Raw genomic sequence first — 23,698 nt, forward strand, 5'->3', positions numbered from 1 at the left:
CTTGCCAGGAACTGTGGGGAAAGATACCAGAGCAAGCCATTTTTGCTTTAACGAGAATAACTTGGGTTGACTAATATTTTAATCATCGGCCACGCCGTCGGATCCCGGCGCTGGGAAAATGAGCTTTTTATGCGGTTGGATGCGGCAGGTTACGTGGTCTCGAGTTGCCACGCGCCGGCGCCGGCGCCAACCGCTCGGGGGCTGGACACTGTCTTGGCGATCGAGAGCCGGCGTTTCGGTCCCTCGCTGGCGGGCCGGTCCGAGCCGTTGCCGCCCATCGATCGCGGCCCTCCGGACCTCGTCATAGATCTCACTGCCAGCGCAACGGGGCAAGACGCGCCAGTCCTGAGGCTCGAATTTTGCGGTCGCAACAGCTTTCCAGCCGGCGTTGCCGCAATGTTGGCGAGCGGACAATTGCCTGAACTTGGCGCTCGCCTCGATGGCGTTGTCGTGGCCCAGGCTAGACCGATGCTGGCAGACAGGCTCTGGCTATCCCGAAGCTGCAACGACCTGCTCGCCGGCGCCATGTCGCTGATCATGCAAACCGTCGCCCGCTTCTTTGCGGGCAAGCTTGTGCCGGTAAGCGACAACCCGGTGCCGATCCTGAAGAACGGCAGTTTTGTTCGACACTATGTGCCCCTTTTCGGCAGGGCTTTGATCGATCGCGCCGTGCAAAAAATCAGGCGGGGACGACGCCCCTTCTATTGGCAGGTTGCCTATCGGGTGATCGACGGACCAGGCATCGCCGAAACCGGGCAACTCGACGGCAAACCGTTCACAGTCCTGCCGGACGATGGCCAACGCTTCTATGCCGACCCGTTCGTCTTCGAGACCGACCGCCGCCATCATCTGTTTGTCGAGGAATTCCCCTACGCGACGAGTCGCGGCGTGATTTCCGTCGCCGAGCTCGGTGACGATGGCACTTTCGGTGTTCCAAGGGTTGTATTGGAGGAAGCGCACCACCTGTCGTATCCGCAGGTGTTCGCACACGATGGCGAGATTTTCATGATCCCCGAAAGTGGTTCGGCTCGCGAACTTGTGCTCTATCGCGCCGCGCAGTTTCCCGACCGCTGGGTCCGCGACACGGTGCTGATGACGGACAGGGATTTCAACGACGCGACGCTGCTCGAATCCGACGGTCGCTTCTGGCTGGTTGGAACGGAGCGGTTCGGCTACGGCAGCGCGTCGGACACGATGGCGGTCTATTGCGCGCCCTCGCTGCGCGGGCCATGGGTCGCCCATCCGCTCAATCCCATTGCCGTCGATCATTCGGCCACCCGGCCGGGCGGCGCCTTTATCCGCCAGGACGATGCCCTGGTGCTGCCGGTGCAGAACGGATCGAGGGCCTATGGCGGTGGTCTGGGGCTGATGCAGCTTGAGCGACTCGACGCGTCAGACGTCCGCTTCGCCTCGCCCCGGCCGATCGGCGCGGGTCCAGCATGGGCACGCACGGGCATTCATACGCTTAACCGCGCCGGCAATGTCGAGGTCGTGGACAGCGCGGGCTGACTGAAGCGCTGAAAGCCGTGAGCGTCCCGTTGCGTGACCTGCTTATTTGTTCTCCGTGGCAATATGAGGAAGCGGTGTGTTTCTCGTCTTCCTTCTGCCGTTCAGGGTCTGAAGAATCCGCTTCTCGATCATCTCGTAAATCACCAGACTGACGAGGCAGGCTGCCACGATGCTGACCACCGACACCAACCATACCGTTGTCGGATGCTCGTATCCGACGGTGCGTCTGGCCAGGTACGCCACAGCGCCGATCACGAAGATATGCGACAGATAAAGCGCGTAGGAAGCGTCGCCCAACTGCTCGAGAAGGCTCCAGTGCTTGAGTTTCGGCTCCAGAATGAGGCTGAGATGAAGCAGGCCCGCCGCCCACATTGCTTGTCCCGCGAAGCTGATCTGACCCAAGAGCGGCGTACCGTCATCGACGAATGAAAGCACCACGCCTGCAGCGGTCATTACGCCGAATATCCAGGCATGGCGTATGTCGGAAGTGAAATCACCGTCCAAATAGCGCCGCCCTATCCACATGCCGATTACGAATGCCACCGGAGAAGGGTTGAGATAGAACTGGATAACAGGGTTGGTGGGAGCCAGCCACAGCCCGGATATCCACATCGCAATGAAAAAGACCGTCAGCACAAATACGCGCGAGGTCACGGACAGGAATGCGAACACCGCAAAAGCGATATAGAAAAATACCTCGTAATTGAGCGTCCAGCCGAGTGAGAGGATTGGACTGGCGCTATCCCGTCCAGGCGCTTCGTGAACAATGAAGAGGAGCGACTGAAGATAGTGGGGCCATGTAAAGACGGTCTTCTGGAAGAGACTTGGCGCGAGCGCCGCCAGAACCGCGGCGAGGCTGGTGAAAAGCCAGTAAAGGGGGATGATCCGGATTGCTCGGCGTTTCAGGAAGGTGGCAGCGGAAAACGGACCATCTCCCGTAATATGGACCATTATGAAACCGCTGATGACAAAGAACAGAACGACGCCCAGGCGGCCCGCCGTCACAATAATCAGATTGTCCACGCCAATCTGATAGGAAAAGGCGTGTGCGAACAGAACCAGCAAGGCGGCGCAGGCGCGAAGATACTGAATCGAATAGAATTTCTTCACCTTGATCTCCTGCGCTTTGCCGGCGCCTGATGCCATTGTGCCGTCCACAGGCAGCGCGTCGGGCGCCGTGCAAAGCATCGCCATCAATACGACCGGCCAATTAAGTGTGGGTTACCGAGTTCACGAAATAGCGTAAATCCGGCTGCCGATGCATGTCGCGCAAGTGCATTGCGTGCATTCGTTCCCACGCGGCGCACTTTGGTGAGATTTCAATGAGCGGTGTCCGGCTTTTCGGCAAAGCTGACATGTGGCGGCCCATGCCCGGCATCGCCACTGTTAAGATCGGGTTATCCATATTCCTTTACGTTCGTGCAGGAAAATGTACCCGGGGGCGCGTTCGTCCCCTGCCATCTCAATCGCAAGCCGCAACGCTGGTCGGATAATCGTGAGTGTCACCCCCACAGAGCAACAGTTCGTGACCGCGCAGGCCAGCCGCCAAGACGCCCTCACACTCCTGTTCTTTCTCCTCGCGGCCTTCGCTTTCCTGCTCCGCTCGACCATCTCTCCGCAGTTGATGAATATGGTGATGTCCTATTCGACGGAGGGGGGGTCGTTTCCCGAAAAGCTGCATATCGGGACCTATGCCATCTTTCTGCTGCTTGTCGTCATCGCCACGACCCGGCCAATTCGGCTCGAAGGCGATGAAGTCAGGCTGTTCAAGGCGACATTGTTATATTCGCTGCTGCTGTTGTGGCTGGTGCCTTATCTCTTCGTGATAGGCCGTGCCGGCTCGGCCGGCTTCATAATCGATTCCTATCTGGTCTCTTGTGCCGCGGCGATGATCATGCTTGCCTTGGGTGACCATGTGCGCAGGGCGCTTGGCAATGTCATCGTCGGCATGATCGTCCTCAGCGCCATCATCGGAACGATCGAGGCCGTCACCCAGCATCGATTCCTGCCCTATCCCCTCGTTGAGCTGGACTTTCGGCCGATCGGACTGTCGGCCCATCCGCTGGCGCTGGGCGCGCTTTGCACCACCGCCATAGGTTTCGTTGCATTGACGCGGTGGCGTATCTGGGTGTGCGCGCTTTGCATCTTCATTCTCTTCATCGGCACGGCCGCTTCGGGCGCGCGCACCGCCCTGCTGCTCGCTTGCGGCGAGATCCTGTTCCTGCTCGTGTTCCTGCCTTGGCCGGACTTGTCACCCAGACATCAACGCCAGGCCAAACTCCTGGTGCTGATGCTGACGCTGGCCGGTGGCGCCATACTGATTGCGATACTCTTTTCGGCGGGGCTGCTGAACCGCTTCAGCAACACGCTCTTTGATCAAAATTACGACGCGCGCGTCAAGATCTACGATGTATTCAAGTTCGTTGAATGGAGGGACATCCTGCTTGGCATGAATCCCAACGAGTTGTTGAAGATCGTCAACGAAAAGCTCAACCTCCCCTTCATCGAAAGCACGCCGGTCGTTCTTACGCTTTTGTTCGGCCTGCCGATCGCCCTGCTCTTCGCGTTTGCTTTCTTCCGGTTCCTTTTCAAGCTCCTGCGCAATACGCCTCGGGCCGCCCATATCGCAGCGGCCGCGTCCATTCTCGCGGCATTGTCAAACAATGCCCTTTCTTCGAAGGCGCCGGATATCATGCTGCTCGTCATCTTGTTGCTCGCTTATCGAAAGCCGGATGGGCGCCTCGGCACGCCCCTTCAAGGCCAACCAGCATCAACAGCGACATGACGCCAAGCCCGCTCCTTGCGGGTGCCCTCGCGACGACCTCTTGTATTTCCATTTGAAACGCCTGCACGCTTTGCCAGGCTACGACGGGCGTGGCAGAATACCGACCAAGGGTGGATAGATCGCTGTTCCGGAACGCGCCTGACACGCCTGGAAAATGAAATGTTAACGATGTTTCCGTAAAGCAGGCTGTGCGTATTGAATATTAAAGGGTTAGCATGATGTCCGCCGCTTCCGGTCCTCCTCCAGCCGCGGCCGCCGCCGGCATTAGCCCCTATGAACGGATCGAAAATGCGCGGCGCGCCAGCAGGCCAAAGCCGCAACAAACCGCGCCGATCATGGCACATGCGGCGGCACCCGCTGTAACGTCGGCCCCTGTAACGTCGGCCCCTGTGTCGCCTGCACCCGTGGCGCCGCCTGTAGCCGAGCCCGTCACGACGGTGACGCTCAACAAGATCGGAACCTTTCTCGAACTCGATTTCGGGCGTCTGTTTGTCTGGCTGCGCGCCGGCCTCGCTCTGGTATGCCTGCTGGCAATCGCCGGCGGGATCATCGGCGGTGCCTACGCTCTGCTGAGCAAGCAGCGCTACACCGTGACCACGGACATCCTCATCAATCCCGCCAATCTTCAGGTTGTTCCGAACGATCTTTACCCGCAATCGGCCCAGGTCGATGGACAGCTGCTCAGCGCGCGCAGCAAAGAGCGCATCTTGACCTCGGGCAGCGTGCTTTCACGTGTTGTAGACGATCTTGACCTGGCCAGTGACCCGGAGTTCTTCGACGCGGACCGAAGCCGCACAGGGACGGACGGCGCCAAACCCGACCCAAAGCTTACCGCCCTGAAGAACCTGGCGGAACGGGTTAGCAGCATCGCGGATGAAAAGTCGTTTGTCACGACCTTGATGGTATCGGCGGAAACCCCCGCCAAGGCGATCCTGATTTCGCAGGATATCGTCAAGACTTTCCAGGAAGAGCTGGCCAGCGCCGAGGCTTCCGGCGCCAGCCGTGCCGCGGCCGCGCTGGACGGGCGGCTGGGCCAGCTCAAGAGCGATGTGCAGGCGGCCGAAGAGAAGGTCGAGGCCTATAGGCGCAGCCACAATCTGGCCACCAGCAATGGGCAGCTTGTTTCCTCGCAAACCATGACCCAGCTCAACGGCCAGATCGTGGAGACGCAATCGCGCGTCATCGCCGCGCAGGCAAGTTACGACGCCCTGCTTGCCGCCGGCGCAAACGGCACCAATTCCGGTCCCGCCACGTCGGAGGCGCTTGTGGCGCTGCGCGCAACGGCCAACGGCCTGCGCCAGCAGATCGATTCGCAGTCGATGACCTTTGGCCCCCGTCATCCGTCGATCGTCAGGCTGAAGACGGAGTACAACACGGTCAGCGCGCAACTCAGCGCCGAATACGCGCGCACCCTGCGCCTGGCGAAGGTCAATCTCGATGCCGCCAAAACCTCGTCGGCCTCCCTCAATGCCAAGATGAATGACTTGAAGGGCAACGTGTTCTCGGATAGCGATTCCGAGGTCGCCTTGCGTGAACTTGAACGTGACGCCGCGTCGAAGACGGCTATCTATGAAAGCTTCCTGTCGCGGGCACGCCAGATAACCGAGCGCGAACAGATCGACAGCACCAATGTGCAGGTGATTTCCACCGCAGTGCCGCCAAAGGGCCGTTCATGGCCCCCGCGCACGGTCGTGATGATCGGCCTGGGGGCCATTGGCGGCATGATCCTCGGCATGTTGCTCGCCATTACCCTGGGTATCGTGCGCGACATGCGTCTTCCGCCGAACCGCCCGGACGTCATTGCCAGCCGCGCCTGAAATGGCGAAGCGGATTGTCTTTCACATTGCCAGCCTCAGGGGCGGCGGCGCCGAGCGTGTGTTCGTCCTGATAGCGAACGAGCTGGCATCGCGCGGCCACAACGTCACGCTTTTTACCTGGAACGCGCAGGGGCCCAATGCCGCCCTGCTTTCGCCTGCCGTGCATCTGGTCGATTTCGGCCTCCCCATTCGCGGCGAGGGTTATGGCAAGTGGGCGACATTGAAAGGCATCGTGCGAAGCGCGGGCCTGCTTGGCCGCCTTTCTCCCGACGCGATCTACAGCGCCCCGGAATTCGCCAATCTGGTCGTGGCGCTGGCGCTTTCCCTCGCGCGAAGCAGGGCGCGGTTCTTCCCGAGTTTCCACGCCGCCGCCTCACTGCCTTCCGGCAGCCTTGGCGCGAAAATGGCGGTCTGGCTTTCGGCCCTGGTTGCGGCCCGCGCCACCAGGGCCATCGCGGTTTCTGAGGGTGTCGGCGGCGATCTTGTGGCCCGAGGCTTCCCGAAATCCAAGGTCGTGGTCATCAACAACCCGCTGCCGCCGGCTGCGGCATCCCAGCAACGCTCCTACGCCTGGCAGGCAGAGCTCGCGGCGATGGGCGACGGCCCCATCATCATCACCGCCGGACGCCTGGTGCCCGTTAAGGATCATTGGACGTTGCTGCGGGCCTTCGCTGTGCTGCGCGCCGGCCGCCGGGCCCGGCTTGTCATCTTCGGCGAGGGTCCGCTGGCCGACGAGCTGCGCGCCTATGCCGAAGAATCCGGTATCGGCGCAGACGTTCTGTTTGCGGGCTATGTCAATGATCCGGCGGCCTGCTACGCCGTAGCTGACTTGTTCGTCCTATCATCGACCAGCGAGGGCTTCGGCAATGTTCTGGTCGAGGCCATGGCAGCGGGGATTCCGGTGGTCTCCACGGACGCGCCGCACGGCCCGCGCGAAATACTTGATGACGGCCGCTTCGGCGCCCTGGTGCCGGTCGGCGATGCCGCGGCCCTGGCAGTGGCGATGGCCGGAATGCTCGACCAGCCGACAACCGCCGCGATCCTGAAAAGCAGGGCGGCGGATTTCGAAATTGAAAAGATCGGAGACCGGTACGAGGCGTTGCTCTGAATTAGCGCATGGATCGGCTTGCGGCGGCACAGGAATCCGCCATTGATGGGACAGGACGCCGCCAACATAGGCCGGTTACTCCCAATCCAATCATGATCTTTAACATCAATTTACCCGGAGTTGGTAACAACAGGGAACCCGCGTTTTATCCTCAGGATAGGGATTTTCCTTGCCGCAGCATCACAGCCTTCCTGCCGGCCGTGCAAACGATCGCAATTGGCCGCGATTGCACCGCTTCATGCGGGTTGAGCTGGAACTCGCGCCTGACGTCCTGGTGCCGCGAGCCGAAACGGAACTGCTTGGCCGGACGGCCGCGGCCATTCTTGGCGAACAGGCGCACGAAACGATCCTGATCGACATGTGCTGCGGCAGCGGCAATCTTGCCGTGGGCATCGTCAGCGAATGTCCTCGGGCTCGGGCATGGGCGGCGGACCTGACCGACAGCACGGTTTCGCTTGCCCGCCGCAATGTTGTGCGCCTCGCCCTGCAGGACAGGATCAAGGTCCGGCAAGGCGACCTATTTGCCGCGATCGAGGGTGACGGCCTCCGCGGCGCTGCCGACATGGTTGTGTGCAACCCGCCCTATATTTCCTCATCCCGTCTCGATAGCGAAAGCGCGCATCTGTTGGAGAACGAACCTCGGGAAGCTTTCGACGGCGGCCCTTACGGTATTTCGATCCTCCAAAGGCTGGTCCGGGATGCCGCAGCTTTCCTCAAGCCAGGCGGATGGCTGCTATTTGAGTTCGGCGAAGGTCAAGATCGGCAGATAGCAACCCTTTTATCGAGAACGAAATCCTACGAAACCCCAACCTTTGCCGTGACGGCCGACGGCCAGCCCCGTGTCGCCATGGCGCGCAAACATGGTGGCCGGGTTCCCGGAACCGGGAGCCCGGCGTGAGCGTCGTCCGCGCCCTCGATCAGGCCGACCTTGCGGCCGTCGCGGGCATGTTTCAACGCATGCTGCGCAAGAAGCGGGGGCCAGCGCCGGCCTCCCTCGTCGATTACATGAGGCGGTTTTATCTGGACGCACCCGACTGGGGCAGCGGGCTCCGTTCGCTTGTCCATGTCAATGACGCCGGCCAGGTTTCCGGGTTCGTCGGCGTTCATGCGCTGCCAATGAAATTCAACGGCCGGCAGCTCTACGCTGCCATCTGCAGCTCGCTGATGGTCGAGGATCACGAGACCGATCCGATGGCCGGTGCCCGCCTGTTGAAGGCCTTCCTCGATGGTCCGCAGGACATCTCCTTCAGCGAAACCGCCAATGATACGTCCGTGAAACTGTGGACGCGGCTTCGCGGCGTTGTGCTGCCGCAATACAGCCTTGACTGGGTTCGCGTGATGCGGCCGGCGACCTTCATGCTCAGCCTTTTTGCCAATCACATGAAGCTTGCCTGGATGTTCAACCCGCTCGCCCGGATCGTCGACCGGCTCTACCTTCGCAAAATGAAGGGCAGTCAACGACGCTGGACCGGCGTCGTCGCCAACGCATCGAGCCGGGGGGCATTTCGGGCCTCCGAGATCGACAGCGGCAGCTTTGCGGGGCTGCTGGAGCCGCTTTGCGCCCAATTTCCGCTACGTCCGCAGTGGGCGGAAGGTCAGCTCAACCATATTCTGGGCGATGCGGCGCAAAAGCCGGATTTCGGAGAGCTTGTCTACGTGTCGGTGGCATCGCCGAACGGCGCCAATGTCGGCGCTTTCGCCTATTACGCGCGACCGGACGGGATCGGCCGCGTGCTGCAGGTCCTCGCTCTTCCCGGCCAGGCCGGGCCGGTGATCGATTGCCTGGTCGAGCATGCCGCCCGGCGCGGTGTCTCCGGCTTGCGCGGCCGCGTCCAGCCCGCGCTTCTGGACGCCATGCTTGTAAGACGCATAGCCTTCATACCGGTCGCCTCGACCGTCGTGCATTCACGCGATCCCGAGCTTCTCGATGCCATGAAGAACGCGCAGGTCTTTCTGAACGGGCTTGCGGGCGAGCAGTGGAGCCAGTTGATCGGCGGCCGCTTCACCTGAAGCGTTCCGCCTACAGCAATTCCAGGAAAGGGTGCGCGGCTTTCCGTCCGGAATTGCGTAAAGACAAGAGCTTAGTATTTCTTTCATGCATGTCGTATCGCAAGACCGGATCACTTTTGCTCGATATGCATAGGTCAGGAGCCGACTTCGTCCACGCCGTCAACGAGCTGCGGGCGCAGGTGCAGATAGCGCGTTGCCTTTCGCTTGGCGGCGATGTCGGCCCAGACGCGTTCGATCTGTGAGGCGGTCAATCCCGCCGCTTGCCCTACCACCTCGGCGGACACGCCGTTGTTGAGGCCGTAGAGACACAGATCCATCCGATCGTAAGGCAGGGAGAAGTAGAATTCTTCCTGCGTCTGCGCCAGCGAGTAGGTGTCGGTGGTCGGCGGCCGGTTGCGGACCTCTTCCGGAATGCCGAGATAGGCGGCTAGCGCATAGACCTGCGTCTTGTAGAGATGCGCGATCGGCTTGACGTCGGCGGCGCCGTCGCCGTTCTTGACGAAGAACCCCTGGTCGTATTCCAGCCGGTTCGGTGTGCCGAGCACGGCGAAGTTCAGCCGGTCGGCATGATAATATTCGAGCTGCTTGCGGGTGCGCTGCTTCATGTTGGTGGCGGCAACGATGCCGAGATAGACAGCCACCGGCATCCGCAATTTCGTCTGCTTGCCTTGCGGGTCCTGCACCACCAGCGACGAGATGTTGTAGCCCTCGCCTTCGAGCACGTTCGCGATCACGATCTTCGAGGCCCAGCCCTTGCCATAGTCCGGGACCAATTCGCGGATGAAGGCGTCGCGGCGTTCATAGCAGCCCATTGCCCGCAGGGTCGGCCCGATATCCTCCACAACGGCCTCGACGCCGAAAGTGTCGGCGACCAGATGGCCGAGCCGCAGGCTTTCGGGGTCGGAATCGCTTTCCGGCATGAGGACGCACAGCACATTCTGGTGGCCGACGGCCCGCGCGGCCAATGCAGCCGAAACGCTGGAATCTACACCGCCCGAAAGACCGAGCACGAGTCCGCGCTTGCGAATGCCGCGCAACTGCTCGCGCAGGGCCGCCACGATCCTGTCCGTTTCGGCGGCGGGATCGATGGCCAGGGCTTGCGTGAAGGCCGGCGCATCCTGGGTTGAGCCGATGTTCATTGCTCGGCCTCCATCATCTCAGCCGCGAGCCGGCGGCTGACCTTGCCCGACTCCGTCTTCGGTAATTCGCTGCGGAACTCTATGATTTTGGGGACCATGAAATCCTCCAGGTGGCGCGCGCAGTGACGAATGATGTCCTTTCCGCCAAGCGCCGGATCGGACCGCACGACGAGCGCGCCAATCGCATGCCCCAGCACCGGATCCGGCACGCCGACGACCACCGCTTCCGCGATACCTGGATGGGCGTGGAGCACGGCCTCCACTTCCTTGGGGGCGACCTTCTCGCCACGCGTCTTGATGATGTCGTCCTTACGCCCGACAAAATAGAGAAAGCCGTCCTCGTCGGTCTGGAACAGGTCGCCCGTATAGAGCACCTTTTCCCAAGGGTTAGGCCCCGGCCGGAGCGCTCGTTCCGTCGCGGCCTTGTTGCGCCAATAGCCCTGCATCACGTGCGGACCGCGGATGACTAGCTCACCTGCCACGCCCGCCGGCACGCGTTGTCCAAGGTCGTCGACGACAAAGGCTTCCGTGTTGGGGATGGCTATGCCGACCGACCCTGGCCGGCGGTCAAGTTCCTCGGGTGGCAAATAGGTGCAGCGCTTGCATTCGGTCAGCCCATACATCGAATAGATCCGGACGCCGGGCAGCAGCGAGCGCAGGCGTTCTATGTGGGCTGGCGGCAAGGCGGCCGCGGTGTTGGAAATATAGCGGAGGCTGGGCAGGAAACCCGGCGCCAGATCACGCATCTGCAGGATCATCGCCGCCATGGTAGGCACCAGCGGAAGGCCGGTGACGCCCTCTTTGCGGATGCGTTCGAAGATCTCGTGCGGGAAGGCGAAGGACTTCTCGAGCACCAGCGTGGCCCCGAGCCTGACTGCCATCAGCAACTGATAGAGGCCATAGTCGAAGGCAAGCGGGAGGACGTTCAGGATGATGTCGTCCGGCGCGTTGCGCAGATAGGTGGCGATCGACCCCGCGGCAGCGTCGCAATTGCGATGCGTCATCATCACACCCTTGGGCCGGCCGGTCGAACCTGACGTGTAGATCAGCATCGCAAGGTCGACGTCGATGCCGCGATGGTTCACCTCCGCGCCATCGAACGTCAGGCAGTCAGTCAGGGACGCGGCCCCTGCCGGGCATTGCCCATCGGCCCCAGGGGTGGAAGCCACGAAGATGCCGGTCTTGCCTTGCGATGCGCAGGCTTCGGTGACCACGGGCACCAGCTTCGCCTGCGTCAGGACCGCCCTGGCGTCGCAATCGGCGATGACGTAACCGAGCTTGTCGGCCTTTGTGGAGGGGTTGATCGGACTGAAGGTCGCACCTGCCTTGAGTGCGGCAAAGATCGATACGGCGGCCTCCCAGCAATTGTCCATGAAGATCAGAACGCGGTCGTCGCGCCTGATCCCATTCATGAAGAGAGCGGTGGCCAGCCGGCTCGAAAGGTCGTCGAGTTCTTCGTAGCTCAGCCTTTTGCCCCTGGTGACCAATGCCGTCTTGGCCGGGTGGGCAGCAGCCTTCGCCACCAGAAAATGCTCGATCCGCACGGGACGTTCCTCGCCGTTGGCGCTTACGCTGCCAGCGTTTGTGCTCTCGCCTCGATGAAGGACGAGATGCGGTCAAGCGAGTCCAGGTTGGTCGGAACGATGTCGGCATCCACCATCGCGATGCCGAAATTGTCCTCGATGAAGGCCACCAGCTCAAGCACCGCAGTCGAGTCGATAATGTCGTTCTCGATCAGCGAGGCTGAATCCGACAGTTTGTAGGAGGTGTCGCCGAACAGGAAGTTGTCGACGATAAAGCTTCTGACCCTGTCCTTGATTGCCGTCATCGTGTCTTTCCTTTTCCTCGCCGTCTCAGGCCGCTCTTGCCGCGCCGACCGCTTGGCCGGCGAAATTCTTCTGCCACAGCTGCGTCGACAGAATGCCGACGAAGGCGGCGTTGTCGCGAAATCCGGTCGCGGTCTCCATGCGGCATTTCTCGTGGAGCTTGGCCACCGCCTTGGCGTTGAACAGGCCGCCGGCGGTAATGCTCGCCTCGCCCAGGCAGTCACGAACATAGTCTAGTTCCTCCGCCCCGACGAAGGAGCGGGCCTCCGGGGCGCGGTAAGGTTGCTTGGTGCGTTTACCGATCGCCGCCGGAAGGTGGTGCCTGGCCACCTTGCGCAATATGTGCTTCTCCATCAAGCCTTTCAGTTTCATCTCCGGCGGAAGTCTTGCCGCGAACTCTACCACGCGATGATCCAGGAAAGGAAACCGCCCTTCGATGCCGTGCGCCATGGCCATCCGATCGCCTTGGCTGGAGAGGATGTAGCCGGGCAGGAGGAAGCGGGTTTCGAGATATTGCGCCTGATGCAGCGGATGCCATAGGGAAAACGCCTCGGGTAGGCGGCTGGTCAGCTCTTCAGCTGCGTCATAACCCTTCAACGTCGCGCGCAGGTCGCCGGAAAAGAAGATTTTCGCCGCCGCCGTGGTCTTGAAGCGTGGCCGATGCGAGAACAGCGGATCGTCGAAGGCAGCGTTGCTGGTGCCGAAGAAGGCAGCCAGATACTCCACCGATTGCTGTTGCAGGCCCGGCAGATACGGGTAAAGCCGGCGGAACAGCTGCGGCCTCATGCGCGATGTGGGCTGCCGCCCGCAGAACCGGCGGACACGCGCCTCCTTGAAGACGTCGTAACCGGCGAAGACCTCGTCGGCGCCTTCACCCGTCAGCACCACCTTCAGGCCGGCCTGGCGAACCAGGGCGGACAATTTGTAGAGTGGCGCTGGCGCCGTGCGGATGATCGGCCGCTCGGTAAAGCGGATGACCTCAGGAAAGACGCTGGCGATATCGCGGGCGCCGCATTCTATGGCGTGGTGGCGCGTGCCGAGCGCCGAGGCCATTTCGGTCTGAAAGGCGCTTTCGTCATGCTCGGCGCTGTCGAAGGTTACGGAAAATGTCTCCAGTCTCCGAGGAGTCATGCCGGCGGCAAGCGCCGAAACAAGCGACGAATCGAGCCCTCCGGAAAGATAGGAACCGACCGGCACGTCGGCCCGCATGCGAAGCCTCACCGCATCGGTCAGAAGGGCTTGCAATTCCTCTGCCGCGTGGTCCTCGTTCGTGATCTTCGACGGCTCATCACGATGCGGATAGTCCAGGTGCCAGTACCGTTTGACCGTGACCTGCCCCTGCGTCGCGATCATCACACTTGCCGGTTCCAACTCGTGGATATTGCGGAACGCCGTGCGCGGAGCGATCGGCGCCCACAGCGTAAAGATCTGATCCAGCGCAACCGGATCAATTTCAGCGGAGACGCCCGGGACCTTCAGCAGGGCTTTGATCTCCGAGGCAAAGTAAAGCACCCCGTCCTTGCTTGTGTAGAACAGCGGCCGGACACCCATGCGGTCTCGTGCAAGCACCATTCGTCGCTGCCGATTGTCCCATATCGCCAAGGCGAAATCACCGTTCAGGAGAGACAAGCAGTCTTCGCCCATCTCCTCATAGAGCTGAAGGATGACCTCTGTGTCGCTCGACGTCCGAAAGTGCCGGCCCTTGGCGATCAGCCCTTCGCGCAGTTCTATGTAGTTGAAAATCTCGCCGTTGAACGCAATCGTCAAATTGCCGGCCTCGTCGGACATCGGTTGCTGGCCATCGCCGATGCCGATCACCGACAGCCGCGCATGCCCGAGCCCGGCATCGGGTGCTACGAATTTCCCTTGCTCATCCGGCCCACGATGGGCAATTGCGGCTACCATGTGCGTGAGCAAAGCTTCCGCATCCCGGATTGACCCGAAATAACCCCCGAATCCACACATCCCTTGAACTCATATTGAACGCTAAGGTACGGAACATAACCTCGATAGTGGCATCTGGGGTTAATCCGATAATTTCACCGAGCATGTGGTTAACAAGAAGTTTGCCACGATGTGGTCTTCGTGGCTAGGACGCGATGGCTCTCCATCACCTCGCGCTTGCGGCCGTAATAGCCGGAACGATAGCCCAGGCGCTCCGACGTGGCGAACCGCCTGGATACAAACGGACCGCGCGCAACGTGCTGGCGATCTTAAGGCAAATTCAACCGCAGGCTGCCGGGCTGACTATTATTGCGGTAGGTTTTTCAACGGTTGCAATGGCTTAGCGTTTTCCGACACGCCCTAGGCGCGAACGGACCAGAGCGTTTCCAAAAAAGTGTGACACGGTTTTCTCTGCAGAAGCGCGCGGCGCTTCTCAAGCAATTTGCCTCGAAATCAAGAGATGACGGGGGTTTCAACGTGTCTGTAGAACGGTTGATCGCTCTAGGCCTTTTGTCCGGGTTGGCATGGCCTGACACGGGCGGCTAAGGCTGGAAATGTGATTGCACGTCTTCGCTGCCGGGGGGCTGGCCGGAGGACGAGGAGGATGGCGCTGAATTTCGAATATATTGCCGGCCATCCGGCGCTGCACCGTCATGTCGAGGCGCAGTCGAAGGCGTTGCTGCATATCTATGAAACGAGCCCACGCCTGGCCGCCGTGTTCGCCACGCAACAGCGCTGGTTGCTGGCTCACACCGGCCTAGCCCTGCATTTCGCCCGCGACCCGCGCGATCCCCGCACGGAACTGACACTGGCCCGCTTCATCGATGCCGTGCTTCACTATTCCGTCGCTAGCCGCAACACGGCCGAAGCCTTCATCAAGGAGATGCTATACTATCACATCATCGAATACCTGCCGCACACCGGTGATGGACGAGCCCATCCCTTTCAGGTGACGGCAGCGACGCTGAAGGAATTCGACGGCTGGGTGGTTGCGCATCTGCGCACGCTCGACGGTCTCGACAGCGGCAGCCGCCTCGCCGCCTTTCTCGAGCAGCACGGCATGATTTCCAGGCTGCAGCCGCTGGTGGCGGAAGGCCTGCTCTCCTCCAACCCAGTGCGTGAGCCCAAGCAGACGTTTTCGCTGTTCATCTGGCTCAACAATGGCGGCATCGTCATGGATTGGCTGATGTCCGGCATCGATCCCGACAATGCCGCCCTCGACCGGATCCCGACCAGCGTGGTTTCGATCGGCGAATTCGCCAGTTGGCTAAAACTCTCGCGCACCCATCTTGCGCGCAAATTGCGCGACGCCGAAAAGCTCGGCAGCGTCGGCTGGCTGGGCCGGCGCGGGCATTCGGTGATGTGGGTGTCCAACAGCTTCTACCAGGAATACATGACCGTGCAGGCCGCCAAGCTTGCCGTCATCGATGCCGCGTTCGAGGCCTGCCGACCGGCGTCGCCGCACGCTGGCTGAACGTTCGGCGCAGACGCTGTTGCGCAGCCGATCGTGCCGACCGCGAGGACCCGTCCGGGCGCATGGCCGAGGTGGCCTTTCCGCCGTCGGGATACGGACATCTGGACAGCGGGGGCGAAGCCTGAAAGCGGAACGATCCGCGCGAGCGGCAGCGATCCGCCCGACGGGTTCGGGTGGATCAACTGGTCAAAAGCCGGGCGCAGCATCTCAATCGATGTCGAATGACACGCCCTGCGCCAGCGGCAGCGCCTTGGAATAGTTCACCGTGTTGGTGGCGCGGCGCATATAGGCCTTCCAGGCATCGGAGCCGCTCTCGCGCCCGCCGCCGGTTTCCTTCTCGCCGCCGAAGGCGCCGCCGATCTCGGCGCCCGACGTGCCGATGTTGACGTTGGCGATGCCGCAATCCGAACCATCGACGCCGAGGAAGCGCTCGGATTCCTGCAGGTCGCGGGTGAAGATCGACGACGACAGTCCGGCGCCGACCGCATTGTGCTCGTCGAGCACGGCATCGAAATCGGAATATTTCATCACGTAGAGGATCGGCGCGAAGGTTTCTTCGGTGACAGGAGCCACCTGCTTCGGCATTTCGACCAGCGCCGGATGCACGTAATAGGCATCGGGATGGCCATTCTCGACCCGCGAACCGCCGGTCAGCTTGCCGCCGTGAGCGGTGGCTTCCTTGAGCGCCTTCTGCATGGCGTCGAAGGCCGCCTTGTCGATCAGCGGCCCGACGAGCGAAGACGTCTCCAGCGGATTGCCGACCGAGACGCTCTCATAGGCCTTCTTCAGCCGCGGCAGCAGCGCGTCATAGACGCTGTCATGCACGAACAGGCGCCGCAGCGTCGTGCAGCGCTGGCCGGCGGTGCCCATGGCGCCAAAGGCGATGGCGCGCAGCGCCATGTCGAGATCGGCGGTCGGGCAGACGATGCCGGCATTGTTGCCGCCGAGTTCGAGCACGGCGCGGGCAAAGCGCTTGGCCAGACGCGGGCCGACATCCCGGCCCATGCGGGTCGAGCCGGTGGCCGAAACCAGCGCCACCTTCGGGTGGTCGACCAGGATCTCGCCGACGGAGCGGTCGCCAATCAGCACCGGTGCCAGGCCCTGCGGCGCATCTGCGCCGAAGCGCTTGACCGCGCCGGCAAAAATCGCCTCGCAGGCGAGCGCCGTCAGCGGCGTCTTTTCCGAGGGCTTCCACACCACGGCGTCGCCGCAGACCAGCGCGAGCGCCGCGTTCCACGACCACACCGCGACCGGGAAGTTGAAGGCCGAAATGACGCCGACGACGCCGAGCGGATGCCAGGTCTCCATCATGCGATGTCCCGGACGCTCGGTGGCGATGGTCAGACCGTAGAGCTGGCGGGAAAGGCCGACGGCGAAATCGCAGATGTCGATCATTTCCTGGACTTCGCCGAGGCCTTCCGACGGGATCTTGCCAACCTCGATCGACACCAGCCGGCCAAGCTCGGTTTTGTGCGCGCGCAACTCCTCGCCGAGCAGCCGCACCAGTTCGCCGCGCCGGGGACCCGGCACCATCCGCCAGGCCTGGAACGCCGTGTGCGCGGCATCGATGGTCTTGGCCGCATCGGCCGGCGAAATCGTCTTCAGCGCCGCGATCTGTTCACCCGTCACCGGACTGCGCACGACGAGGTCGCCGCCGGTCAGCGCGTCCTTGGCCACACCCAGTTTCGCCAGAAGTTCGGCCGTTTCCTTCGCTATCGTCATTTTTGTCCCTTTCAGATCCGCTCGCCATCATAGGGCGGCGGTCGAGCCTTGGCGCCATTATCGCCCGCATGCCGCAAGCGCTGTCATGGCGTGCCATTACTCGTTTCAGGGGAAAATCGCCACCCCGGCATGGTCCAAGCCGAGATTGCACGATTGAGCCAGAGGAGGAACAGGCTTAGTGCGCTGTCTTCGCCGGCGCCTTCACGGCTCCGTCTCGCATCAGCCGGTCGATATGCATGCGGATATGGGCGGCTTCCGCTGCCGTGTTGGCCAACGCAATGGCGCGATCGAAGGCGACACGCGCCTCTTCGCCACGGCCGAGCTGCATCAACAGACCGCCCTTGAGGCCGAAGAAGTGGAAATAGCCGGACAGCCTCTCGCCAAGCGGCTCGATCATGGCAAGGGCAGCTTCCGGCCCGCGCACCTTGGCGACCGCAACCGCGCGGTTCAGCGTCACCACCGGCGAAGGTTGCATCGCCTCCAGCAGGCTGTAGAGCAGGTCGATCTCGGTCCAGTCGGTCTCCTCGGGGGTTGCCGCCCGCGCATGAAGGGCGGCGATCGCCGCCTGCACCTGGTAGGGTCCGGGCTTCTGGTGGCGCAGGGCCTTGTCGACCAGCGCCAGGCCTTCGTCGATCATCTTGCGGCTCCACAGCGAGCGGTCCTGGTCGTCGAGCAGCACGATCTCGCCATTCTCGTCGAAGCGGGCCGGCGCGCGCGCATGCTGCAGCAAAAGCAATGCCGTCAGGCCCATGATCTCCGGTTCGGTCTGGAACAGCCGCAGCAACAGGCGCGCCAGCCGGATCGCCTCCTCGCAAAGCGGCGCACGCGCCGGCGCCTCGCCGCTGTTGGTGGAATAACCTTCGTTGAAGATCAGATAGACCATGGCGGCAACGGCGGCGAGCCGCTCCGAGCGCTCGACCGCGCCGGGCGTCTCGAACGGCACGCCGGCATCGGCGATGCGCGCCTTGGCGCGCGTGATGCGCTGTTCCATGGCGCTTTCGCCGACCAGGAACGCACGCGCGATCTGCTTGACGGTGAGACCGGAGACGATGCGCAGCGCCACCGCGATCTGCTGCGTAGGCGGCAGATCCGGATGGCAGCAGATGAACAAGAGCCGCAATATGTCATCGCGGTAGTGCGCGCCGTCCAGCCGTTCGGCGATATCGCTCTCGGCATCTTCCAGGTCCGAGATCTGGTCCTCTTCCGGCATCGGCGCCTGCTTGGCGCGCTTGCGCACCGCGTCGATGCCGGTGTTGCGGCCGACAAAGATCAGCCAGGCCGCAGGATCGCGCGGCGGCCCGTTCTGCGGCCAGTTCTTGAGTGCCCTCAGGCACGCGTCCTGGAAAGCTTCCTCCGCCGTATCGAGATTGCGGAAATAGCGCAGCAGCGCACCCATAGCCTGCGGGCGGGCAGCGCTGATCGCCGAGCTTATCCAGGCGAGGTCTGTCATGTGGCTACTCTGGTTGGGTTGAAGACGGAAACCGGTCGGATCTCATAGGATCCGCCGCTGGGATTGACCTCGGAAAGCTCGCGCGCGAAGTCGACGGCTTCGTCGAGATCGGCGCATTCCAGCGTGTAGAAGCCGAGGAACTGTTCCTTGGTCTCGGCAAACGGGCCGTCGATGACGACCGATTCGCCCTTGACCTTGCGCAGCGTCGTCGCGGCGGTGGTGGGCAAAAGCCGCGCCACCGGCCCAAGCCGGCCGGCTTGAGCATATTTTTCCTGCACATGCATGAGCTTTGCCATGACCTCGTCATCCTGTGCCTTGCTCCAGGAGGAGACGACATCTTCGGAGGCATAGCAGAGGATAGCGTAGAGCATGGGACGTCCTTTTCTGTCTCAAAGGACGAAACAGTAGGGCCTGTGCCGACATGGCGTCGACAAAAAAGTTACGCCATTTTTGTCAGCCTTCGCTTGCCTTCAACCATCTCAGCACAAGAGCCTCTTCATCATCGAGACCGTCGATCGCTCGCTTGCGCTTGTTGGCCTCGGTCATTTCGCTAAGCAGCCGCCCTTCCACCCAGGCTTCGAAAACCTGTGGATGGATGTAGCATTTGCGGCAGACGGCGCGTGTGTTGCCGAGCCGCTCGGCCACCTTGTCGATGACCGCGTTCATCACACGCTTGGTCTGCGCCTGGCTTTCGGGAAGCTCCGTCCGCGCAAACAGCGACGCGGCATGGATGGTGCCGCCCCAGGTGCGGAAATGCTTGGAGCTGAAATTGGCGCCGATCGCGTCGCGGATATAGCGGTTGACATCGTCGGAGCGCACTCCATGCCTCTCGCCGTCCTCGTCGAGATATTGGAACAGTTGCTGCCCCGGAATATCCTGCGCGCCGCGCACGACCCGGGCGATGCGGCGGTCGACCAGCTTCAACTTCCATTCCTTGCCGGACTTGCCCTTGAAGGCAAAGCGCAGGCTGGATCCCTTGATGTCGACGTGGCGGTCGCGTAGCGTCGTCAGCCCAAAGCTCTTGTTGTCGCGGGCATAGGCGGCATTGCCGACTCGGATCATCGTGTTGTCGAGCAGCCAGACAATTGCCGCCACGACGCGCTCGGCCGGCAGGCCACGGCGGCGCAGATCGGCATCGATCCGGCGGCGCAGTTCCGGCAGGCTTTCGGCAAAGGCGACAAGGCTGGAGTATTTGGCGCCGTCGCGCTCGGCGGCCCACAGCGGATGGTAGCGGTACTGTTTGCGCCCGCGCTGGTCGCGGCCGGTCGCCTGGATGTGGCCGGCGGGATCGGGCGAGATCCACACATCCGTCCATGCCGGCGGAATGGCCAGCGCCTTGATGCGGGCAATGGCTGCCGCGCCGACGGCCTGTCCTTTCGCGCCCTTGTAGGAAAAGCCTTCGCCCGCCTTCAGGCGCCGGATCCCCGGCTCGCTGTCGCTGATATAGGTGAGCGAGGCCTGTTCGGCAGCGGTCTGCGCGCCGTTCTTCGGCGCTCCATCGTCCCCCTGTCCGGCAGCCGACCGGCCGGATGGCGTCCCAGATTTGTCCAGCATGCCCGCTCCACGAGATTTTTCTCGTAGATAAGCGCCAGGCCGACTGCTGGTTCCGCGCTCAAGCTTTTTCGAGCGCGACCGGGATGACGTCGACGGCCTGGTCGCCGACCTGGCCGCCGGTGGTTTTCAGCACGCCGACGATCGGAGCCACGTCGGAATAGTCGCGGCCATAGCCAACGGTGATGTGGTCGTTGCTGGCCCGCATGCCATTGGTCGGGTCGAATTCCTGCCAGCCGGCATCGCGCCCACACCACACCTTGACCCAGGCATGCATGGCATCGGCGCCTTCGAGCCGCGGCTTCCCTTTCGGGGGAATGGTGCGCAGGAAGCCGCTGACATAACCCGCAGGAATACCTAGCCCGCGCAGGCCGGCGATCATGATGTGGGAGAAGTCCTGGCACACGCCCCGCTTCAAACGGAAGGCATCGCTGGCCCCGGTACGCACCGTGGTCGCTTCCCCGTCATAGGTGAAGTCGCGGTGGATGCGGTTGCACAGATCGATGGCCATGCCGACCGTCGAGCCGCCGGCGCTGTCGCGGGCATAGGCGGTGATCGCCGCATCGATGCCGGCATGATCGCTGGCGGCGAGAAAGTGATGCGGTGCATCCGGCGCCAGTGACCGTACGGCGCCGAGTTCTTCCCGCAGGCGCTGCAGATCGGGCGACACGTCGAGCCCAGGCTCCGGCCGTGACACCGACACGCGCGCGCTCATTCTGATGTCGAGCCCGTCATGGACGTCGCGAAAGGCGATCGCGGTGACATTGTTGCCGAAGAAATCGGCAAAATCCGTGCGCTCCGATGGGGCCGGCACAAACGAAAGCGAGGCCGCGATCACGCGCTGCACGCCGGCAATGGTCGGCGGCAATACACGCACCTGATGCCGGCTGCCACCGGCCGCGGCGTCATAATCGTAGCTGAGATGAAGCCTGATATCGTACAGCATGTTAACCGAAATACGCTTTAGCCAGGCTGCTATAGAGGTTGCCGATCTCAGTTGCGAGATCGTCCAGCACCTCCGCCGACATCTCCGATGGCTCCATGACGGCAATTGCCGTGTTGAGCTGCAGGATTTCCTTGGCCGCGACCGACATATGCCCCTCCGGCCCAACCGATGGCAACAGGCCGATCTCCGCCTTCAGCCGTTCGAGCTGGAACAGGATCGAGCGCGGGTTGAGTGGGTCGAGCGCCAAGAGGTCGATCACCGTGCGCCGTCCGGCCCGCACCGGATATTGCCGGCGGTGGGTCATGACGCTGTCACCGATCTCCAGCATCATGTCGAGCGAGCCGTCCGGCGCACCGGACCTTGTCAGTCGGGCTAGCGTACGGGCGATCTGGATGCCGCGCTCGATCCGCCGGCCGATCTCGAGGAAACGCCAGCCGGTGAAACGGTACATATTCTCGTGCAACAGGCCGGAAAAGCCGGCGAGCTTGCGCAGCATGACCGTCATCGCCCGTGTCGCGTCGTCACCCGGCGCCACCGTGGTGGCGAACTGATGAATGGTCTTCGACAGGTCCTTCAGCGCCAGCCAGCCATCGGGCGAAAAGCGGTCGCGGATCTGTCCGGCGCTGTAGACGGCGCTGTCCAGCGTGCCGATCAATCCGGGCGGAATGGCCGCTTCGAGATCGACGCCGAAGGGTTCGAGATAGTCCCTTATATCGGCGAGCAGCAGCATGTCAGGATCGGACGTCTCGGCCAGCCGCACATGATAGGCGCGCAGGATGCGAACCGTGTCCTCCGAGCGCTCGATATAGCGGCCGAGCCAGGTCAGGTTTTCCGCCGCGCGGCTGGGCAGGCTGCCCGGCATGGTGCGGACAAAGCTGTCATGCTCCTGCGGCAGCAGCGTCTCGCGCTCGACCGACCGGTCGCTGACCACCCAGACGTCGGCCGCCTGGCCGCCGCGCTGCATGGCGATGGCCGTCGGGTCGAGCGAAAGGCCGACACGGGCGAAACCGCCCGGCATTACCGTCCAGCCATCGGGCGTGCGCGCGAGATAAACGCGCAGGCTTGCCGGTCGCGGTTCCAGCCAGCCGCCGACATAGACCGGCGTCGTCGACAGCGTCACCGCTTCCTGGCCGACGAAACCGCTGCCATCGCTCTCGATGCGCGCGATCAGCGCGATGCGTTCCTCCGGCGTCAGTGCCGAACCGAGCCTGGTCTGGCCGTCATCCTCGAAGGCCAGCCGCGTCGACAGCGCCGGACCGATCACCATGCGATCGATATTGGCAAGCACATGGGCCCGTTCGGTTGCTTGCCCGCACCACCAGGTGGCGACGCTTGGCAACAGAAGTTCTTCGCCGCGCAATGCGCGCGAAATCTTCGGCAGGAAGGCGAGCAGCGCCCGGGTTTCCATCAAGCCCGAACCCAGCGCATTGACCGTCGAAACCGTGCCGCGGCGGGTCGCCTCGACCAGCCCCGGGGTGCCGATATGCGAGTCTGGCCGCAGTTCCAGCGGATCGGCGAAGGCGGCATCGAGCCGCCGCCACAGCACGCTGATCGGCATCAGCCCCGAAACCGTGCGCACCATAAGCTTGCCGCCGGCGACGGTCAGATCCTCGCCCTCGAGCAGCATGATGCCGAGATAGCGGGCGATATAGGCGTGCTCGTAATACGTCTCGTTGAGCGGCCCCGGCGTCAGAATGGCGACGCGGCCGTCATTCTCCTTCGCCATGCCGATCAGAGCATCGCGAAAGCGACGGAAGAAACCGGCCAGGCGATGCACATGCATCTCGCCATAGATGTCGGACAAAGCCCGCGTCGTGGCGACGCGGTTTTCCAGCGCAAAGCCGGCGCCCGACGGCGCCTGCGTGCGGTCGCCCAGCACCCACCAGCTTCCATCCGGCCCACGGCCAAGCTCGAAGGCGCAAAAATGCAGGAAATGACCGCTGGCCGGCATGGTGCCGACGACGGGGCGCAAAAATTCGGGGCTCGCCGCAATCAGGCCTGCCGGCAAGATTCCCTTCTCGATCAGCCGGTTCGGGCCATAGATATCAGCGACTATCTCCTCGAAAAGGTCGGCGCGCTGGACGAGACCGGCGCTGATCCCGGCCCATTCCTTGTCTTCGATCAGCAGCGGGATATGCGCCAGCGGCCATTCGCGCTCATTGGCGCCGGCCTTGTCATAGACGCGGTAATAAACCCCGGCGTCGCGCAGATACTGGTCGGCGCGGGCAAAGCGCTGGCCGAGCTTTTCCGGGCCCAGCTCCTCCAGCGCCTCGATGAAGGGCGCCCAGGCCGGACGCGGATGGCCCGAAGCATCGACCATCTCGTCGACGACGCCGTCAATCGGCTGGTAGTGCTCCAGCAGACTGTGCCTCAGCGGCTTGCCGCGGACCTTTTTCTGATTCCCCTTTGCCATCGCT

At 62.7% G+C, this 23,698-nt stretch carries 18 protein-coding genes; 7 read left to right on the forward strand and 11 right to left on the reverse strand.

All coding sequences use genetic code 11. The features are described from left to right. Nucleotides 1-525: 525 nt before the first annotated feature. Nucleotides 526-1,509, forward strand: a complete 984-nt coding sequence (locus NKJ64_RS03650) for a glucosamine inositolphosphorylceramide transferase family protein (protein WP_352461991.1) — start codon at nucleotides 526-528, stop codon at nucleotides 1,507-1,509. A gap of 42 nt (nucleotides 1,510-1,551) precedes the next feature. Here NKJ64_RS03650 and NKJ64_RS03655 read toward each other — a convergent pair whose 3' ends face one another. Further along, the gene (locus tag NKJ64_RS03655) at nucleotides 1,552-2,655 is read right to left on the reverse strand and encodes an acyltransferase family protein (RefSeq protein WP_352461992.1); all 1,104 of its coding nucleotides are present in this window, start codon (nucleotides 2,653-2,655) and stop codon (nucleotides 1,552-1,554) included. Nucleotides 2,656-3,034: 379 nt separating this feature from the next. Between NKJ64_RS03655 and NKJ64_RS03660 the strand changes: the two genes are divergently transcribed. The 5 genes from NKJ64_RS03660 (at nucleotide 3,035) to NKJ64_RS03680 (ending at nucleotide 9,229) form a co-directional block, all read left to right on the forward strand. After that, nucleotides 3,035-4,294: a VpsF family polysaccharide biosynthesis protein gene (locus tag NKJ64_RS03660; protein ID WP_023751290.1), complete on the forward strand. Its 1,260-nt coding sequence runs from the start codon at nucleotides 3,035-3,037 to the stop codon at nucleotides 4,292-4,294. A 218-nt stretch (nucleotides 4,295-4,512) separates the two neighbouring features. Continuing rightward, nucleotides 4,513-6,111 carry a GumC family protein gene (locus NKJ64_RS03665; RefSeq protein ID WP_031243977.1) on the forward strand — a complete coding sequence of 533 codons (1,599 nt, stop codon included), beginning with the start codon at nucleotides 4,513-4,515 and terminating at the stop codon, nucleotides 6,109-6,111. Nucleotide 6,112: 1 nt separating this feature from the next. Continuing rightward, nucleotides 6,113-7,219 (forward strand): glycosyltransferase, encoded by a 1,107-nt coding sequence (locus tag NKJ64_RS03670; RefSeq protein WP_023671792.1) that lies wholly within the window; start codon nucleotides 6,113-6,115, stop codon nucleotides 7,217-7,219. A gap of 169 nt (nucleotides 7,220-7,388) precedes the next feature. Beyond that, entirely contained in the window at nucleotides 7,389-8,117 is a 729-nt protein-coding gene (locus NKJ64_RS03675; protein WP_023671791.1) for a N5-glutamine methyltransferase family protein, read from the forward strand. Beyond that, a complete protein-coding gene (locus NKJ64_RS03680; RefSeq protein WP_023671790.1) occupies nucleotides 8,114-9,229 on the forward strand; it encodes a hypothetical protein in 1,116 nt (371 codons plus the stop codon). The genes NKJ64_RS03675 and NKJ64_RS03680 overlap by 4 nt, the downstream gene beginning before the upstream one ends. Before the next feature lie 134 nt (nucleotides 9,230-9,363). On the opposite strand, the gene nadE is transcribed toward NKJ64_RS03680, so the two are convergent. The 4 genes from nadE to asnB are packed head-to-tail and all read right to left on the reverse strand — an operon-like array spanning nucleotide 9,364 to nucleotide 14,159. After that, complete coding sequence (gene nadE / locus NKJ64_RS03685) at nucleotides 9,364-10,368, reverse strand: NAD(+) synthase (protein WP_023751291.1); 1,005 nt, start codon at nucleotides 10,366-10,368, stop codon at nucleotides 9,364-9,366. Continuing rightward, nucleotides 10,365-11,912: a class I adenylate-forming enzyme family protein gene (locus NKJ64_RS03690; RefSeq protein ID WP_352461993.1), complete on the reverse strand. Its 1,548-nt coding sequence runs from the start codon at nucleotides 11,910-11,912 to the stop codon at nucleotides 10,365-10,367. Before NKJ64_RS03690 ends, nadE begins: the two co-directional genes overlap by 4 nt. Before the next feature lie 23 nt (nucleotides 11,913-11,935). Further along, the gene (locus NKJ64_RS03695; RefSeq protein WP_023686311.1) at nucleotides 11,936-12,196 is read right to left on the reverse strand and encodes an acyl carrier protein; all 261 of its coding nucleotides are present in this window, start codon (nucleotides 12,194-12,196) and stop codon (nucleotides 11,936-11,938) included. Between the two features lie 25 nt (nucleotides 12,197-12,221). After that, the gene (gene asnB / locus NKJ64_RS03700) at nucleotides 12,222-14,159 is read right to left on the reverse strand and encodes an asparagine synthase (glutamine-hydrolyzing) (protein WP_023828184.1); all 1,938 of its coding nucleotides are present in this window, start codon (nucleotides 14,157-14,159) and stop codon (nucleotides 12,222-12,224) included. Between the two features lie 583 nt (nucleotides 14,160-14,742). On the opposite strand from asnB, the gene NKJ64_RS03705 reads away from it, so the two are divergent. Further along, nucleotides 14,743-15,612 carry a hypothetical protein gene (locus tag NKJ64_RS03705; protein WP_023828185.1) on the forward strand — a complete coding sequence of 290 codons (870 nt, stop codon included), beginning with the start codon at nucleotides 14,743-14,745 and terminating at the stop codon, nucleotides 15,610-15,612. 207 nt (nucleotides 15,613-15,819) lie between these two features. Here NKJ64_RS03705 and amaB read toward each other — a convergent pair whose 3' ends face one another. From amaB to NKJ64_RS03735, 6 genes are all read right to left on the reverse strand, one after another. Then, nucleotides 15,820-17,334: an L-piperidine-6-carboxylate dehydrogenase gene (gene amaB, locus NKJ64_RS03710; protein ID WP_023671784.1), complete on the reverse strand. Its 1,515-nt coding sequence runs from the start codon at nucleotides 17,332-17,334 to the stop codon at nucleotides 15,820-15,822. 175 nt (nucleotides 17,335-17,509) lie between these two features. Beyond that, complete coding sequence (locus NKJ64_RS03715) at nucleotides 17,510-18,784, reverse strand: RNA polymerase sigma factor (RefSeq protein WP_023707663.1); 1,275 nt, start codon at nucleotides 18,782-18,784, stop codon at nucleotides 17,510-17,512. Continuing rightward, the gene (locus tag NKJ64_RS03720) at nucleotides 18,781-19,155 is read right to left on the reverse strand and encodes a YciI family protein (RefSeq protein ID WP_023671781.1); all 375 of its coding nucleotides are present in this window, start codon (nucleotides 19,153-19,155) and stop codon (nucleotides 18,781-18,783) included. Before NKJ64_RS03720 ends, NKJ64_RS03715 begins: the two co-directional genes overlap by 4 nt. 82 nt (nucleotides 19,156-19,237) lie before the next feature. Continuing rightward, entirely contained in the window at nucleotides 19,238-20,338 is a 1,101-nt protein-coding gene (locus NKJ64_RS03725) for a DNA topoisomerase IB (protein WP_023686314.1), read from the reverse strand. A gap of 58 nt (nucleotides 20,339-20,396) precedes the next feature. After that, entirely contained in the window at nucleotides 20,397-21,281 is an 885-nt protein-coding gene (locus NKJ64_RS03730; RefSeq protein WP_023754986.1) for a transglutaminase family protein, read from the reverse strand. A 1-nt stretch (nucleotide 21,282) separates the two neighbouring features. Beyond that, complete coding sequence (locus NKJ64_RS03735) at nucleotides 21,283-23,694, reverse strand: circularly permuted type 2 ATP-grasp protein (protein WP_023754987.1); 2,412 nt, start codon at nucleotides 23,692-23,694, stop codon at nucleotides 21,283-21,285. Nucleotides 23,695-23,698: the final 4 nt, after the last annotated feature.

This window comes from Mesorhizobium sp. M0062, assembly GCF_040323125.1.
Classification (GTDB): Bacteria; Pseudomonadota; Alphaproteobacteria; order Rhizobiales; family Rhizobiaceae; genus Mesorhizobium.